At 58.5% G+C, this 14,410-nt stretch carries 13 protein-coding genes and 1 tRNA gene; all 14 read left to right on the top strand.

Going from position 1 to position 14,410, the window contains the following annotated elements; genetic code table 11:
- Positions 1–86: 86 nt before the first annotated feature.
- The 14 genes from ACQZ6D_RS12505 to ACQZ6D_RS12440 all read left to right on the top strand — a co-directional run bounded on the left by ACQZ6D_RS12505 (position 87) and on the right by ACQZ6D_RS12440 (position 14,250).
- Entirely contained in the window at positions 87–1,595 is a 1,509-nt protein-coding gene (locus tag ACQZ6D_RS12505; protein WP_038495835.1) for an ABC transporter substrate-binding protein, read from the top strand.
- A gap of 73 nt (positions 1,596–1,668) precedes the next feature.
- Positions 1,669–2,583 (top strand): ABC transporter permease, encoded by a 915-nt coding sequence (locus ACQZ6D_RS12500; protein WP_003511517.1) that lies wholly within the window; start codon positions 1,669–1,671, stop codon positions 2,581–2,583.
- A gap of 14 nt (positions 2,584–2,597) precedes the next feature.
- Entirely contained in the window at positions 2,598–3,521 is a 924-nt protein-coding gene (locus tag ACQZ6D_RS12495; RefSeq protein ID WP_038494361.1) for an ABC transporter permease, read from the top strand.
- Positions 3,514–5,154, top strand: a complete 1,641-nt coding sequence (locus ACQZ6D_RS12490; RefSeq protein ID WP_038494358.1) for an ABC transporter ATP-binding protein — start codon at positions 3,514–3,516, stop codon at positions 5,152–5,154. Before ACQZ6D_RS12495 ends, ACQZ6D_RS12490 begins: the two co-directional genes overlap by 8 nt.
- Complete coding sequence (locus ACQZ6D_RS12485) at positions 5,151–6,032, top strand: dihydrodipicolinate synthase family protein (protein ID WP_038494355.1); 882 nt, start codon at positions 5,151–5,153, stop codon at positions 6,030–6,032. The genes ACQZ6D_RS12490 and ACQZ6D_RS12485 overlap by 4 nt, the downstream gene beginning before the upstream one ends.
- Before the next feature lie 197 nt (positions 6,033–6,229).
- Positions 6,230–6,319, top strand: a tRNA-Ser gene (locus ACQZ6D_RS12480).
- Positions 6,320–6,637: 318 nt separating this feature from the next.
- Positions 6,638–7,000 (top strand): hypothetical protein, encoded by a 363-nt coding sequence (locus ACQZ6D_RS12475; protein WP_003511512.1) that lies wholly within the window; start codon positions 6,638–6,640, stop codon positions 6,998–7,000.
- Between the two features lie 296 nt (positions 7,001–7,296).
- A complete protein-coding gene (locus ACQZ6D_RS12470) occupies positions 7,297–7,974 on the top strand; it encodes a helix-turn-helix domain-containing protein (RefSeq protein ID WP_019564961.1) in 678 nt (225 codons plus the stop codon).
- A gap of 96 nt (positions 7,975–8,070) precedes the next feature.
- A complete protein-coding gene (locus ACQZ6D_RS12465) occupies positions 8,071–8,976 on the top strand; it encodes a class II glutamine amidotransferase (protein WP_019564960.1) in 906 nt (301 codons plus the stop codon).
- Between the two features lie 35 nt (positions 8,977–9,011).
- Positions 9,012–9,698, top strand: coding sequence for a GltB/FmdC/FwdC-like GXGXG domain-containing protein (locus tag ACQZ6D_RS12460; RefSeq protein ID WP_035200614.1), 687 nt, complete (start codon positions 9,012–9,014; stop codon positions 9,696–9,698).
- Positions 9,699–9,714: 16 nt separating this feature from the next.
- Positions 9,715–11,043, top strand: coding sequence for an FMN-binding glutamate synthase family protein (locus ACQZ6D_RS12455; RefSeq protein WP_003511507.1), 1,329 nt, complete (start codon positions 9,715–9,717; stop codon positions 11,041–11,043).
- 83 nt (positions 11,044–11,126) lie between these two features.
- Positions 11,127–12,434 carry a type III glutamate--ammonia ligase gene (glnT, locus tag ACQZ6D_RS12450; protein WP_003511506.1) on the top strand — a complete coding sequence of 436 codons (1,308 nt, stop codon included), beginning with the start codon at positions 11,127–11,129 and terminating at the stop codon, positions 12,432–12,434.
- 91 nt (positions 12,435–12,525) lie between these two features.
- A complete protein-coding gene (gene purU / locus ACQZ6D_RS12445) occupies positions 12,526–13,410 on the top strand; it encodes a formyltetrahydrofolate deformylase (protein WP_003511505.1) in 885 nt (294 codons plus the stop codon).
- Between the two features lie 144 nt (positions 13,411–13,554).
- Complete coding sequence (locus ACQZ6D_RS12440) at positions 13,555–14,250, top strand: GntR family transcriptional regulator (RefSeq protein ID WP_003511504.1); 696 nt, start codon at positions 13,555–13,557, stop codon at positions 14,248–14,250.
- Positions 14,251–14,410: the final 160 nt, after the last annotated feature.

Genomic DNA, 14,410 nt, shown 5'->3' with positions numbered 1-14,410 from the left:
CTCCTCAATGCAGGAGACGGGGCTTTTGAATGCCTCTTGCGGCACGCCGCCATGTTGCTGAATTTCTGATCTGGGAGGAGAACGGAATGAAGAAGTCATTGATTGCGGGCGCCCTTGTTATGGGTTGCCTTAGCGCCGCGGTTTCGCCGGCGCTTGCGGCGTCGGGGCCGATCAAGATCGTGCTGGCGGAAGAGGCTGACCTGCTGGAGCCTTGCATGGCGACCCGCTCCAATATTGGCCGTATCATCATGGAAAATGTCAGCGAGACGCTGACCGAGCTTGATGTGCGCGGCAAGAACGGCGTGCAACCGCGCCTCGCTGAAAAATGGGAGCAGAACGTGGATGGCAGCTGGCGTTTCCACCTGCGTGAAGGCGTGAAGTTTTCCGACGGCACGGGTTTCGATGCCAAGGATGTCAAGCATAGCTTCGAGCGCATCATGAGCGACAAGAATGCATGCGAATCCCGTCGTTACTTCGGCGGTATGACCGTCACCCCCACGATTGTCGACGACCATACGATCGACTTCAAGACAGAGCCAGCCCAGCCCATTCTGCCGCTCCTGATGTCGCTCGTCACCATCGTGCCCGAAGAAACCAAGATGGAATTTATCCGCGAGCCTGTTGGCACCGGACCTTACAAGCTGACCAACTGGACACCGGGCCAGCAGATTGTTTTGACTGCACGTGACGACTATTGGGGCGCCAAGCCGCAGGTGACGGAAGCGACCTATCTTTTCCGAGCTGATCCCTCGGTTCGCGCCGCCATGGTGCAGACCGGCGAAGCCGATCTTTCACCCTCCATTTCGCAGCTCGACGCGACAAACCCGAAGACCGACTTTTCCTATCTCGACAGCGAGACGGTCTACATGCGCCTCGACCACAACATCGCGCCGCTGAATGACGTGCGGGTGCGCCGTGCACTCAACCTCGCCATCGACCGGCAGGCTTTCCTCGGCACGCTGGTTCCCGAAGGTGCTGTGCTGGCCACCGCACTCGTTCCGCCGACCACGCTCGGCTGGAACCCTGATGTCAAGGTTTTCCCCTACGACCCTGATGGCGCGAAGAAGTTGCTGGAGGAGGCAAAAGCTGCTGGTGTGAAGGTGGATACGCCGATCACCATCATCGCGCGCACTGCGAACTTCCCTAATGTCACCGAGATCATGGAGGCGATCCAGCAGCAATTGCAGGAAGTCGGCTTCAAGATCGACCTCAAATTCGTGGAAGTGGCCGAGCACGAAAGCTATTATTCCAAGCCTTTCAAGGAAGGCCGGGGACCGCAGATCGTCGCTGCCATGCACGACAATTCCAAGGGTGATCCGTCCTTCACCATGTTCTTCAAATATGCCACCAAGGGCACGCAATCCGGTTTCTCGGACCCCAAGGTGGATGACTTGATCGAACGAGCATCCGCAGCCGTCGGCGATGAACGCGCCAAGCTCTGGTCCGAGCTCATCGCCTACCTGCATGACGATGTCGTGGCGGATGTGCTGCTGTTCCACATGGTTGGCTTCTCACGCGTCTCCGAACGGCTGGACTTCAAGCCCACCATCGCCACCAATTCGATGCTGCAGCTTTCGGAAATCGGCATCAAGTAAGCCGGTATTTCATCTGCCAAAGAGCGGCGGCGGAGCTTTAGCTTCGCCGTCGTGCTGAACACCGGAGGTAACCATGCTGAGCTTCATCCGAAAACGTTCCGTTGCAAGCCTGATCTCCCTGATCGGCCTCATCGTAATGGTTTTCTTCCTCTCCCGCCTGACGGGCGACCCGGCCGCGCTGTTTTTGCCGGTGGAGGCTTCGGAGGAATTGAAGCAGCAGTTTCGTGCGCTGCATGGGCTGAACGATCCGCTGATGGTGCAGTTCCTGCGCTACGCGGGCGACGTGATGACGGGGGATCTGGGTGAATCGCTCAGGAAAGCCCGCCCTGCGCTGGATGTGGTGCTGGAGGCTTTCGTCTGGACGCTGTGGCTTGCGGTCATCACCATGTCCCTCGTCACCACCGCAGCAATCGTCGTCGGTTCGCTTGCCGCTTTCCGCTCCGGTGGCTTCTTCGATCGCATGGCCTCCACCATTTCGCTCATCGGCGCTTCCGTGCCGGATTTCTGGCTCGCGATCGTGGCGATCGTGGTGTTTTCCGTCAATCTCGCCTGGCTGCCCACCTCCGGCACCGGCTCGGTGCTGCACTGGATATTGCCGATCTCGGTTCTGTTCGTGCGCCCCTTCGGCATCATCGTTCAGGTGGTGCGCGGCTCGATGATCGGTGCGTTGTCCTCTGCCTATGTCAAAACGGCGCGCGCCAAGGGTGTGAAATCGGGTCCGATCATCTTCATCCACGCCTTGCGAAACGCCATGCTACCGGTCATCACCGTCATCGGCGATCAGGCGGCAAGCCTTCTCAACGGCGCAGTCATCGTCGAAACCATCTTTGGTTTCCCCGGGGTTGGCAAGCTGATGATCGATTCCATTCTTCAGCGCGATTTCAACGTCGTGCTGGCAGCAATTCTTGTGACCGCGCTTGCGATCTTCCTGATGAATCTTCTGATCGATATCGCCTATGCGCTGCTCGATCCGCGTATCCGGCACTGAGGAGACGTTCAGCCATGAGCCTTTCAAACGCCGATACAGAGATTATCGATGAGCCATCCTTTGCAACGCGCATGCTGCGCATGTTGTGGGCCGATAAATTCGCCCTCTGCGCCGCGATCTTCCTCATCGTCGTCATCATTCTCGCCTTTGTCGGCCCGGCGTGGCTTGGCGAGCTGGCGACGAAGCAGAACCTGCGTGGACGCAACCTTGCCCCGTTCCAATGGCAACGCGAATGGTATTTCTGGCTGGGGGCGGATGCGCTCGGTCGCCCGCTGCTGGCGCGCATCGTCGCCGCCACGCAAAATACACTGATGATCGCCGCCGGTGCCGTTTTCCTTTCCGCCGTCACCGGCACCGTGCTTGGCCTGATCGCCGGTTTTTCCTCCAACCGTGTTGGCCAGATCATCATGAGGCTGGCGGACGTGATCATGTCGTTTCCGTCACTGTTGATCGCGGTCATCGTGCTTTATCTGCTCGGCTCATCCATCCTCAACCTGATGCTGGTTCTGGCGATAACCCGCATCCCCGTTTACATCCGCACCACAAGGGCCGAAGTGCTGGAGGTGCGTGAACGCATGTTCGTACAGGCGGCGCGCGTGATGGGCGCATCGGGCAAACGTATCCTGTTCCGCCATATTCTACCCGTGGTCCTGCCGACGCTGACAACGCTTGCGACGCTCGATTTCGCCTATGTGATGCTGGCGGAAAGCGCGCTGTCTTTCCTTGGTATCGGCATTCAGCCGCCGGAAATCACCTGGGGCCTGATGATCTCGCAGGGGCGGCAGTACCTCACCAATGCCTGGTGGCTGTCCTTCTGGCCGGGCCTTGCCATCATACTCACCACCCTGTCGCTCAACCTGCTGTCCAACTGGCTGCGCATTGCGCTCGACCCCGTGCAGCGCTGGCGGCTGGAAATGAAAGGCCGCAAACATGGCTGACCATCTTCTCGATGTGCGCAACCTTTCCGTGGAGTTTCACACCGCAGGCGGTGTCGTGCATGCGGTGAAGGATGTTTCCTATCATATCGACCGTGGTGAAACGCTTGCGATCCTCGGTGAAAGCGGCTCGGGCAAATCGGTATCGTCCTCGGCCATCATGAACCTCATCGACATGCCGCCCGGACGTATCAGCGGCGGCCAGATATTTCTTGATGGCAAAGACCTTCTGACAATGCCGGCTGAGCCACGCCGCGAGATCAATGGGCGGCGCATCGCCATGATCTTTCAGGACCCGCTCAGCCATCTCAATCCGGTCTATACCGTCGGCTGGCAGATCCGCGAGGCGATGACCACCCATGGAATGGACAGGGTGAAAGCCGAAGCGGAGGCGAGGCGGCTTGTCGCGCGCGTTGGAATTCCTGATCCGGACGGAGCCTTGAAGAAATATCCGCATGAATTTTCCGGCGGCCAGCGCCAGCGTGTGATGATCGCCATGGCGCTTGCGCTCCGGCCCGATCTCCTGATCGCCGACGAGCCGACCACGGCACTCGATGTGACGGTTCAGGCTGAAGTTCTTGCCCTGCTCAAGGAATTGCAGCGGGAAACCGGTATGGCCGTTCTCATCATCACCCATGATCTTGGCGTCGTCGCCGAAATCGCCGACCGGGTGGTCGTGATGGAAAAAGGCGTGCTGGTGGAGGCAGGCACGGTTCGCGAGGTCTATCGCAACCCAAAGCATCCCTATACCCGCAAGCTCATCAGCGCCGCCCCCGGCAGGGGCGAAATGCACGAGCCGAATGCGACCGGCGAACCGCTCCTCCGTGTGCGCGATGTGCGCAAACGTTATGGGGCTTTCGAGGCACTGAAGGGCGTTTCCTTTGACCTTATGGCGGGGGAAACCATAGCTGTCGTTGGCGAAAGCGGTTCCGGCAAATCGACACTCGCGCGCATTCTGCTCCGGCTCGACGAGCCGGATGCCGGCAGCGCCGAGTGGAAGGGGCGTGATCTCTTCAAGCTTTCGCCTGCCGAACTCTTTGCCCTCAGGCGTGATTTACAGATGGTGTTTCAGGATCCAACCCAGTCGCTGAACCCCCGCATGACTGTGTTCCAGCTGGTTTCCGAAGCCTGGGTGATCCATCCGGACATACTACCCAAAGCGAAATGGCGCGAACGGGTCGCGGAATTGCTGCATCAGGTCGGCCTCTCGCCGGAACATATGCGCCGTTATCCGCATCAGTTTTCCGGTGGGCAGCGGCAGAGGATCGCGATTGCCCGCGCGCTGGCGCTGGAGCCGAAGCTCATCATCTGCGATGAAGCGGTCTCGGCGCTCGACGTGTCTGTCCAGGCGCAGGTTGTTGCACTTCTCGACAAGCTGCGCCGTGAAATGGGCCTCTCCTTCATCTTCATCGCGCATGACCTGCCGGTGGTCCGCGATTTTGCCGATCACGTCATGGTCATGCAGCGGGGAGAGGTTGTGGAATTCGGGACTGTCCGGCAGGTTTTCGAAGCGCCGCGCGAGGCCTATACGCGCGCACTTCTTTCCGCCAGCCTCGATCCCGACCCCGATATGCAGTCTGTGCGTCCGGCCGATGCCGATCACACTATTGGAAATCCAAGCGGAGTTCTTTCATGACCAAACAAGCCTTCGTCGCGCTCGTGACCTGTTTCAACGAGGACGAAACCATCAATTACGAAGCGACCCGTGCGCAGGTGCGCCGTCAGGTGGCGGCCGGCAACAACATCATGTGCGCCGGAACTAACGGCGATTTCACCGCACTGACGCATGAAGAAAAAATCCGGCTGACGGAAGAGGTGGTGGACGAAGTTGCGGGCCGTGCGAAGGTCATCGTCAACGCCGGCATGCCCGCCACTTTCGAAACGCTGCAACTCGCCAAAGCCTTCGACCGCATCGGCGTAGACGGTATTGCCGTCATCACACCCTTCTTCATCGCCTGCACCCAGGATGGGCTGATCCGCCATTTCTCGACTGTGGCCGACGCCGTCGAAACACCGGTCTATCTTTACGATATTCCCGCCCGAACCCAGAACCACATAGAGCCGGAAACCGCCCGCAAACTTGCCGCCCATGGCAACATTGCCGGCATCAAGGATTCGGGCGGTGCGCAGCAGACGCTGGAAGCCTATCTACAGGTAGCAAAGGAGATGCCCGGTTTCGAAGTCTATTCCGGCCCGGATCATCTCGTTCTCTGGTCGTTGCAGAACGGTGCCGCCGGCTGCATCTCCGGCCTCGGCAACGCGCTCCCGGATGTACTTGCCGGCATTCTCAATGCCTTCAACGCCAGCGATATCGCTGAGGCCGAACGCCAGCAGGCGATCTATACGGATTTTCGCACCGATCTCTATGCGCTCGGTTTTGCGCCCGCCATGGTCAAGCGCTCGCTTTACCTTCAGGACCCATCCGTCGGCGCCAGCCGGCAACCCGCCCTTCTGCCGGATCAGGAGCAGGATGACCGGATCGTGGAAATCTTACGTCGCTATCACCAGCTGTGACGCCACCGCCCGAATGTGACGTGGAGGAGTGAAGCCGTGTGGCGCCACGTGAAAAATATCCACAAAACGGCCAGAAGCCGAAGCATTTATACAGCCTTGTCCGGGACGAATAATTTGTGACACAAACACGAAATTTCCCTTGTCAGTCCCGCCATTGATGTTTATGAGGAGCGCGCAACGCAAGCGTTCGCGCATGCGGAGAGGTGGCAGAGTGGTCGAATGCACCGCACTCGAAATGCGGCATACCTGCAAGGGTATCGTGGGTTCGAATCCCACCCTCTCCGCCATAATTTACGCTGAGCCGTAAGATTTTTCCGAGATAGCCTGATTCATTCGTTGGTCGCTTTGATGCTGCAGTCCGCTAGCGAAGCCGGTGCCGCTTTGCGCCAGCGGAGGCAGACTGGTTGAGATAGCCGTTGGCTTCCATTTCGTTGCGTCCCACCCGCGATCTTCAGCACCTGTTGGAGGCCCACATGGCCACGCTCCCGAAAAATTGGGATGCCGGCAAGTGCTCGTTGATATCCGCCATTGCCTCTTACGGCAGAGGCGCTATCATAATTGTGTTGTAGGACGATAAGCTTTGGGAGGAGCGATACGTGAGACGGATGTGGCCAGACGAATTTGCCTTTCTGCTGGACGGCGCGGAAGAGGTTGACCTGCATATTCCATCGGGGGCACACGACGACAGTTCGCCCGAAGAAACGATATCCAAGAAGGCTTTGAAAGCCCGCATCAGCCAGCAGGATTTTGAAAAGATTTGGCATCTTGCAGAGGCTCGCTATCGGCTGACCGGCAGGTTTTCGGGCAAGGCGATTACGCTGATCGCCAACAATCCTCACTATCAGAAATGGCATCCCTCCGACGGCGGCAGCGTCGAGAGCGTGTCCGATAGCGGTCAGAAATACACGACGCGCTATGTGATCGTGCATTTTCTCGTTGATGATGTTCGCGAGCTGGTCGAAGCCTGAACTCCGCAGGAACGGTTCTTGCCATTGACTGGTCGAAGGGCCTTTCGAAATCCAGCGGTGCCGGGTAATTCTTGGCACCGCTTGGCGGCGTGTTAGAGGTGAGCTTCAATATCTGCGTAAGACTACGATGGACAGCGCGTGTCCGTAGTCCACTGAAATGCCTCTATACTGGTGCCGTCTTTGACCTCTCCGATGGCAGGGTGACGTACTGACCTTCCGCAGGCTTTACCGATGCTGCGATGTAAAAATTTCCTCTGAATTAAAATAGTTTTCCTTTAAAGAAGGGAAAACACGTTATGCCGGAGGATCACATGGCAAAGGACAGCACAAAGACCGAGCCTGCGCTTTTGTCGCAGGACCCGCATGCGGTTCGCGAGCCGAGGGTCAATAATCTCGAAATGGCGATCGGCCATGAGGTGCGTGCCTATCGCAAGAAGCTGGGCATCACGGTCACCGATCTCGCATCGGCCACCGGTGTATCGGTGGGAATGCTCTCAAAGATCGAAAACGGTAATATTTCGCCGTCCCTCACCACGCTGCAGACGCTTTCAAAGGCGCTTGGCGTGCCGATCACGGCGTTCTTCCGTGGCTTCGAGGAGCCGCGCAGCGCCACCTTCGTCAAGGCGGGCCAAGGGGTGAACATCGAGCGTAGAGGCACCCGCGCCGGCCATCAGTACAGCCTGCTTGGCCATATCGACAACAACACCAGCGGCGTCACCGTCGAGCCCTATCTCATCACGCTGACGACGGACTCGGATGTATTTCCGACCTTCCAGCATGAGGGCATGGAGTTCCTATACATGCTGGAGGGAGAGGTGGTTTATCGCCACGGCGAGCAGCTTTTCACCATGCAGGCGGGTGACAGCCTGTTTTTTGATGCTGATGCGCCGCACGGCCCGGAGGAACTGGTGAAGCTTCCCGCTCGCTATCTGTCGATCATTTCCTATCCGCAAAGGCGGCTGACAAATGATTGAAAAGTTGCCTTAGAAGAAAAAAATATTCCTGATAGTTGACGAGATGGAATTCCATATGCTAGCTCTTCATTCAGAAACGAATGGAGGTGCCTGTCGATGTGCGGCATTGTTGGACTATTCCTGAAGGACAAAAGCCTTGAACCGCAGCTGGGTGAGCTGCTTTCGGACATGCTCGTGACCATGACGGATCGGGGACCGGATTCCGCCGGCATCGCGATCTATGGAAGCGCTGCCGATGGCCGGGCAAAAGTGACCATCCAGTCAGCCGATCCCGTCGCCGATTTTTCGGGCCTTGCCGAAGCGCTGAAGGAAAATGGTGTTGAAGCTTCGGTTGCGGTGAAAAGCACCCACGCGGTCCTGGATATTCCATCGGCAAAGCTCACGGAAATTCGCTCGGTCCTGGCTGCCATCCGCCCGAATGTGCGGGTGATGGGCTCCGGCGACAGCGTGGAAATCTACAAGGAAACCGGCCTGCCGAAAGATGTCGTCGCCCGTTTTGGCGTGCGCTCCATGGCGGGCAGCCATGGCATCGGCCACACCCGCATGGCAACGGAATCGGCTGTGACGACGCTTGGCGCACACCCCTTCTCCACCGGTGCCGACCAGTGCCTGGTGCATAACGGTTCGCTCTCCAACCACAATAATCTGCGTCGGGAACTGGTACGCGAGGGCATGACCTTCGAAACCCAGAACGACTCGGAAGTGGCCGCCGCGTATCTCACGGCTGAAATGGCCAAGGGCAAGGATCTGGGCGAAGCGCTGACCGGCGCGCTCGATGATCTCGACGGGTTCTTTACCTTCGTCGTCGGCACCAAATCCGGTTTCGGCGTGGTGCGCGATCCCATCGCCTGCAAGCCGGCGGTGATGGCCGAGACCGATCAATATGTCGCTTTCGGCTCTGAATACCGCGCGCTGGTCAATCTGCCCGGCATCGAAAATGCCCGCGTCTGGGAGCCGGAGCCGGCGACCGTCTATTTCTGGGACCATGAAAAGGCCGCGTGAAACCGTCATCGGCGCATATTGCGAAAGTCATATCCATGCCAGTTTTCGATCTCTCCCACACGCCTTTGCGTGAACTCAACAGCGCGCTCCATGGGCTTTCCTCGGGCACAAACGACACCGAATTCGAAGTTGTCAATCCGCGCGGCCACCATGCCGTCGCTGTTGGCATAGACAGCCCCGTCATCGTCGATGTTCGCGGCTCGGTCGGTTATTATTGCGCCGGCATGAATGATGGCGGCACCGTCACCGTTTACGGCTCGGCCGGGCCGGGCGTTGCCGAAAACATGATGTCGGGCACCGTCGTCATCGAGGGCGACGCTTCGCAATACGCAGGTGCCACCGGTCGCGGCGGGCTGCTGGTCATCAAGGGCAATGCCGCTTCCCGCTGCGGCATTTCCATGAAGGGCATCGATATCGTCGTGAAGGGCAATATCGGCCACATGTCCGCTTTCATGGGCCAGTCGGGCCACCTCGTTGTCTGCGGCGATGCGGGCGATGCGTTGGGTGACTCCCTTTATGAAGCGAAGCTTTTCGTGCGCGGCTCGGTCAAAAGCCTCGGCGCCGACTGCATCGAAAAGGAAATGCGGCCCGAACATCTGGAAAAGCTTGCCGAGCTTCTTGAAAAAGCCGGCGTCTCCGATGTCAGCCCAAGCGAGTTCAAACGCTACGGTTCGGCCCGCACGCTCTACAATTTCAACATCGACAACGCCGACGCGTATTGAGGCGAGGGATTTTCCGATGAGCTATCACAACCCCTTCACCCCACCGCGCAAGTCCGCGACTTTCGATGATCATACGCTGGCGGAAATCCGCCGTGCGGCTGCGACCGGCATCTATGATATTCGCGGCGCAGGCACGAAGCGCAAGGTGCCGCATTTCGACGACCTGCTGTTTCTCGGCGCGTCCATCTCGCGTTATCCGCTCGAAGGTTATCGCGAGAAGTGCGATACGACCGTCACCCTTGGCACGCGCTTTGCCAAGAAGCCGATCACGCTGAAAACGCCGATCACCATTGCCGGCATGAGCTTCGGCGCGCTTTCCGGCAACGCCAAGGAAGCGCTCGGCCGTGGCGCGACCATTGCCGGCACGTCCACCACGACGGGCGATGGCGGCATGACGGATGAGGAACGCGGCCACAGCCAGACGCTGGTCTATCAGTATCTGCCGTCGCGTTATGGCATGAACCCCAAGGATTTGCGCCGTGCGGACGCCATCGAGGTGGTCGTCGGCCAAGGCGCGAAACCGGGCGGCGGCGGCATGCTGCTTGGCCAGAAGATTTCCGATCGCGTCGCCAATATGCGCAATTTGCCGAAGGGCATCGACCAACGTTCCGCCTGCCGTCATCCTGATTGGACCGGCCCGGACGATCTGGAAATCAAGATCCTTGAACTGCGCGAAATCACCGATTGGGAAAAACCGATCTACATCAAGGTTGGTGGTGCGCGCCCCTATTACGACACCGCACTTGCCGTGAAGGCCGGTGCCGATGTGGTGGTGCTTGATGGCATGCAGGGCGGCACGGCGGCCACGCAGGACGTCTTCATCGAAAATGTCGGCATGCCCACGCTTGCCTGTATTCGCCCCGCAGTACAGGCGCTTCAGGATCTCGGCATGCATCGCAAGGTGCAATTGGTCGTGTCCGGTGGCATTCGCTCGGGTGCGGATGTCGCCAAGGCTCTGGCGCTTGGTGCCGATGCGGTTGCCATCGGAACGGCGGCGCTGGTGGCGCTGGGCGATAACGACCCGAAATGGGAAGATGAATACCAGAAGCTAGGCACCACGGCCGGCGCTTATGATGACTGGCACGAGGGCAAAGACCCCGCAGGCATCACCACGCAGGACCCGGAACTTGCCGCACGTCTTGATCCAATCGCCGCCGGTCGCCGCCTCGCCAACTATCTGAAGGTCATGACGCTCGAAGCCCAGACCATCGCACGCGCCTGCGGCAAAAACCATCTCCACAATCTGGAGCCGGAAGATCTGGTGGCTCTAACCATGGAGGCTGCGGCAATGGCGCAGGTTCCGCTGGCGGGAACAAACTGGTTCCCGGGTAAAGGCAGCTTTTAAAAAACACAATGGACGGGCGCATTTGGGAGGATGTGGCCGTCTTTTTCGATGAAGTGTCTGATATTCAAAAAAAGGGGAATGACGTGACACTGGACCTCTCCAAGTTTGCTGCCGAAAAAGGCATCAAATATTTCATGATCAGTTATACCGATCTCTTTGGTGGCCAGCGCGCCAAGCTGGTTCCTGCAGAAGCGATTGCCGATATGCAGAAGGGCGGCGCCGGATTTGCCGGTTTCGCCACATGGTTCGATCTGACGCCCGCCCATCCCGATCTCTTCGCAGTGCCGGACGCCTCCTCGGTCATCCAGCTTCCCTGGAAAAAGGATGTGGCCTGGGTTGCTGCCGATTGCGTCATGGAAGACCAGCCTGTGGAACAGGCGCCGCGCGTCGTTTTGAAAAAGCTCATCGCGGAAGCGGCCGGGCAAGGGCTGCGGGTCAAAACCGGCGTGGAACCGGAATTTTTCCTCATTTCGCCGGACGGCGCGAAAATCTCCGATGAGTACGACACGGCGGAAAAGCCCTGCTACGACCAGCAGGCAGTGATGCGTCGTTACGATGTGATCGCGGAAATATGCGACTACATGTTGGAGTTGGGCTGGAAACCCTACCAGAACGACCATGAGGACGCGAACGGCCAGTTCGAGATGAACTGGGAATATGACGATGCGCTCCAGACGGCGGATAAACATTCCTTCTTCAAGTTCATGGTCAAGTCGGTTGCCGAAAAGCACGGGCTGCGCGCGACATTCATGCCGAAGCCTTTCAAGGGTCTGACCGGCAACGGCTGCCACGCTCATATTTCGGTCTGGGATCTGGACGGCAAGGTCAACGCTTTTGCCGACAAGGCAATGCCTTTCGGGCTCTCCGCAAAGGGCAAGACGTTTCTGGGCGGCATCATGAAACATGCCTCCGCTCTTGCGGCCGTCACCAATCCGACGGTTAATTCCTACAAGCGCATCAACGCGCCGCGGACCATCTCGGGCGCGACCTGGGCGCCGAACACGGTGACCTGGACCGGGAACAACCGCACCCACATGGTTCGCGTGCCAGGGCCGGGGCGTTTCGAACTGCGTCTGCCGGATGGCGCCGTGAACCCCTATCTGCTCCAGGCCATCATCATTGCGGCCGGTCTGTCGGGTGTCCGCTCACAGGCCGATCCCGGTCCGCATCACGATATAGACATGTATCGCGAAGGTCATACCGTGACGAATGCGCCGAAACTGCCGCTCAATCTTCTCGATGCGCTGCGCGAATACGAGAAGGACGAGGAACTGCAGCAGGCATTGGGCATGGAGTTCTCAAAGGCCTATCTCAAGCTCAAGCAGGGCGAGTGGAACGCTTATTGCGCGCAATTCACTGCCTGGGAGCACCAGACAACGCTCGACGTTTGAGTTCGGGTTTCCCCGCCGCCCTCGCGGCTTTTCCCCGCGCTCGTCAGACAGCGCGGGGTTTTTCCAGTATCGATGACAGAGAGAGTGCCGGATGACGAACTTCGTCCTGACCGTAACCTGCAAGTCCACCCGAGGTATCGTCGCTGCCCTTTCAGGCTTTCTCGCTGAAAAAGGCTGCAACATCGTCGATAGTTCGCAGTTTGATGATCTCGGTACGGGCCGTTTCTTCATGCGCGTGGGCTTCATTTCCGAAGAGGGAGCAAAGCGTGACGACTTGATGGCTGGACTGATGCCGATCTCGCAGAAATTCGGCATGGAAGTGGCGCTTCATGACCAGTCCGAGCGGATGAAGGTCCTGCTGATGGTGTCGCGCTTCGGCCATTGCCTGAACGATCTGCTTTACCGTTGGCGCATCGGGGCCTTGCCGATCGATATTGTTGGCGTCGTCTCCAACCATTTCGATTACCAGAAAGTGGTGGTCAATCATGATATTCCCTTCCACCACATTCCAGTGACGAAGGAAAACAAGCCACAGGCTGAAGCCCGGATCATGGATATTGCCGAAAGCACCGGAACCGAGCTGATCGTGCTTGCGCGTTATATGCAGGTGCTTTCCGACCGGATGTGCGAGACGATGTCGGGGAAGATCATCAACATCCACCATTCTTTCCTGCCGTCCTTCAAGGGCGCCAACCCTTACAAGCAGGCCTATCAGCGCGGCGTGAAGCTGATCGGTGCGACGGCCCACTATGTCACCGCCGATCTCGATGAAGGTCCGATTATCGAGCAGGATATTGTGCGTATTACCCATGCCCAGAGCGCGGAGGATTATGTTTCGCTCGGCCGGGATGTCGAGGCGCAGGTTCTGGCACGCGCCATCCACGCCCATATCCACCACCGTACTTTCATCAACGGTAACCGCACCGTGGTCTTCCCGCCAAGCCCGGGCAGCTATGCATCGGAACGGATGGGGTGACGCGGCATTGCGACAAGCGGGTCGCGCGCTGTTGCCATAAACATGGTGCGCGGCTAAATAAGTTGGTACGCCATAATATAAAGAGCCAGAACCTGTTTTCACGCCCGGCGGGCGGAAGCGGGATGTGCCAAACGAGGTGATACCATGACCGGTGCTTTGCAGGGAACTGCCATTCGCGTTGAGCGTCCGACCAAGACGCTGAGGGAGCTTGCGCTCGACAAGGTGCGCGACGCCATCGTGAACGGTTACTTCCGTCCGGGAGATCGCCTCGTAGAGCGCGATCTCTGCGCCCAGCTGGGCGTTTCCCGCACCATCGTGCGCGAAGTCCTGCGGCATCTGGAGTCCGAGGGGCTGGTGGCGAATTTGCCGAACAAGGGGCCGATGGTTGCGCTGCTCGATCTCGCCGAGGCCAAGCAGATTTACGAAATCCGCGGTGCGCTGGAGGGAATGGCGGCGCGCCTTTGTGCGGAACGTCGCGATCCCGCCATTGTCGAGGCGCTTGAGGCTTCACTCGAGCATATTCGCGAAAGTTACGTTGCCAAGGATATGCCCGGTGTTCTCGCGCATACCTCGTCTTTTTATCATACGCTGTTCAGCAAGATCGACCGGCATGTCGCCTGGGGCGTCGTCAATTTGCTGACGGTGCGGATCAACCATCTTCGCTCCATGACGATTAAGACGAAAAGCCGCGATACCGAAGGTCCGGCGCAGATGAAAAAGATCGTCGATGCGATCCGGAAAGGTGACGGGGACGCCGCTTACAAAGCCGCTCTCGATCATGTCACCAGCGCATGCGCTATCGCCGAAGCCGTTCTCACCGCGCAAAAAACGGCTGACTGACGGTTTTTGGCGCTCCGTTCTGCTTGTCTTGCGGTTGCCCAGTTGGCGGCCGCAGGCTCTGCGGTTTTTTGATTTTATGGTTGTTTTACAATAATTTAGAAAAACAAATGACCGCTTATTGACAGGGCAATCCGTTTGGTGTGATGGTATGCCATAATAA

This window comes from Agrobacterium sp. 22-3639C2 (assembly GCF_053522105.1).
The sequence above is the reverse complement of the archived record's forward strand: the minus strand, read 5'-3'. Positions and strand labels throughout refer to the sequence as shown.

What these genes read in the sequence shown, in the direction of transcription:
- ACQZ6D_RS12505 (WP_038495835.1), top strand. Translation starts at nt 87, where the DNA reads ATGAAGAAGTCATTGATTGCGGGCGCCCTTGTTATGGGTTGCCTTAGC.
- ACQZ6D_RS12500 (WP_003511517.1), top strand. Translation starts at nt 1,669, where the DNA reads ATGCTGAGCTTCATCCGAAAACGTTCCGTTGCAAGCCTGATCTCCCTG.
- ACQZ6D_RS12495 (WP_038494361.1), top strand. Translation starts at nt 2,598, where the DNA reads ATGAGCCTTTCAAACGCCGATACAGAGATTATCGATGAGCCATCCTTT.
- ACQZ6D_RS12490 (WP_038494358.1), top strand. Translation starts at nt 3,514, where the DNA reads ATGGCTGACCATCTTCTCGATGTGCGCAACCTTTCCGTGGAGTTTCAC.
- ACQZ6D_RS12485 (WP_038494355.1), top strand. Translation starts at nt 5,151, where the DNA reads ATGACCAAACAAGCCTTCGTCGCGCTCGTGACCTGTTTCAACGAGGAC.
- ACQZ6D_RS12475 (WP_003511512.1), top strand. Translation starts at nt 6,638, where the DNA reads ATGTGGCCAGACGAATTTGCCTTTCTGCTGGACGGCGCGGAAGAGGTT.
- ACQZ6D_RS12470 (WP_019564961.1), top strand. Translation starts at nt 7,297, where the DNA reads ATGCCGGAGGATCACATGGCAAAGGACAGCACAAAGACCGAGCCTGCG.
- ACQZ6D_RS12465 (WP_019564960.1), top strand. Translation starts at nt 8,071, where the DNA reads ATGTGCGGCATTGTTGGACTATTCCTGAAGGACAAAAGCCTTGAACCG.
- ACQZ6D_RS12460 (WP_035200614.1), top strand. Translation starts at nt 9,012, where the DNA reads ATGCCAGTTTTCGATCTCTCCCACACGCCTTTGCGTGAACTCAACAGC.
- ACQZ6D_RS12455 (WP_003511507.1), top strand. Translation starts at nt 9,715, where the DNA reads ATGAGCTATCACAACCCCTTCACCCCACCGCGCAAGTCCGCGACTTTC.
- purU (WP_003511505.1), top strand. Translation starts at nt 12,526, where the DNA reads ATGACGAACTTCGTCCTGACCGTAACCTGCAAGTCCACCCGAGGTATC.
- ACQZ6D_RS12440 (WP_003511504.1), top strand. Translation starts at nt 13,555, where the DNA reads ATGACCGGTGCTTTGCAGGGAACTGCCATTCGCGTTGAGCGTCCGACC.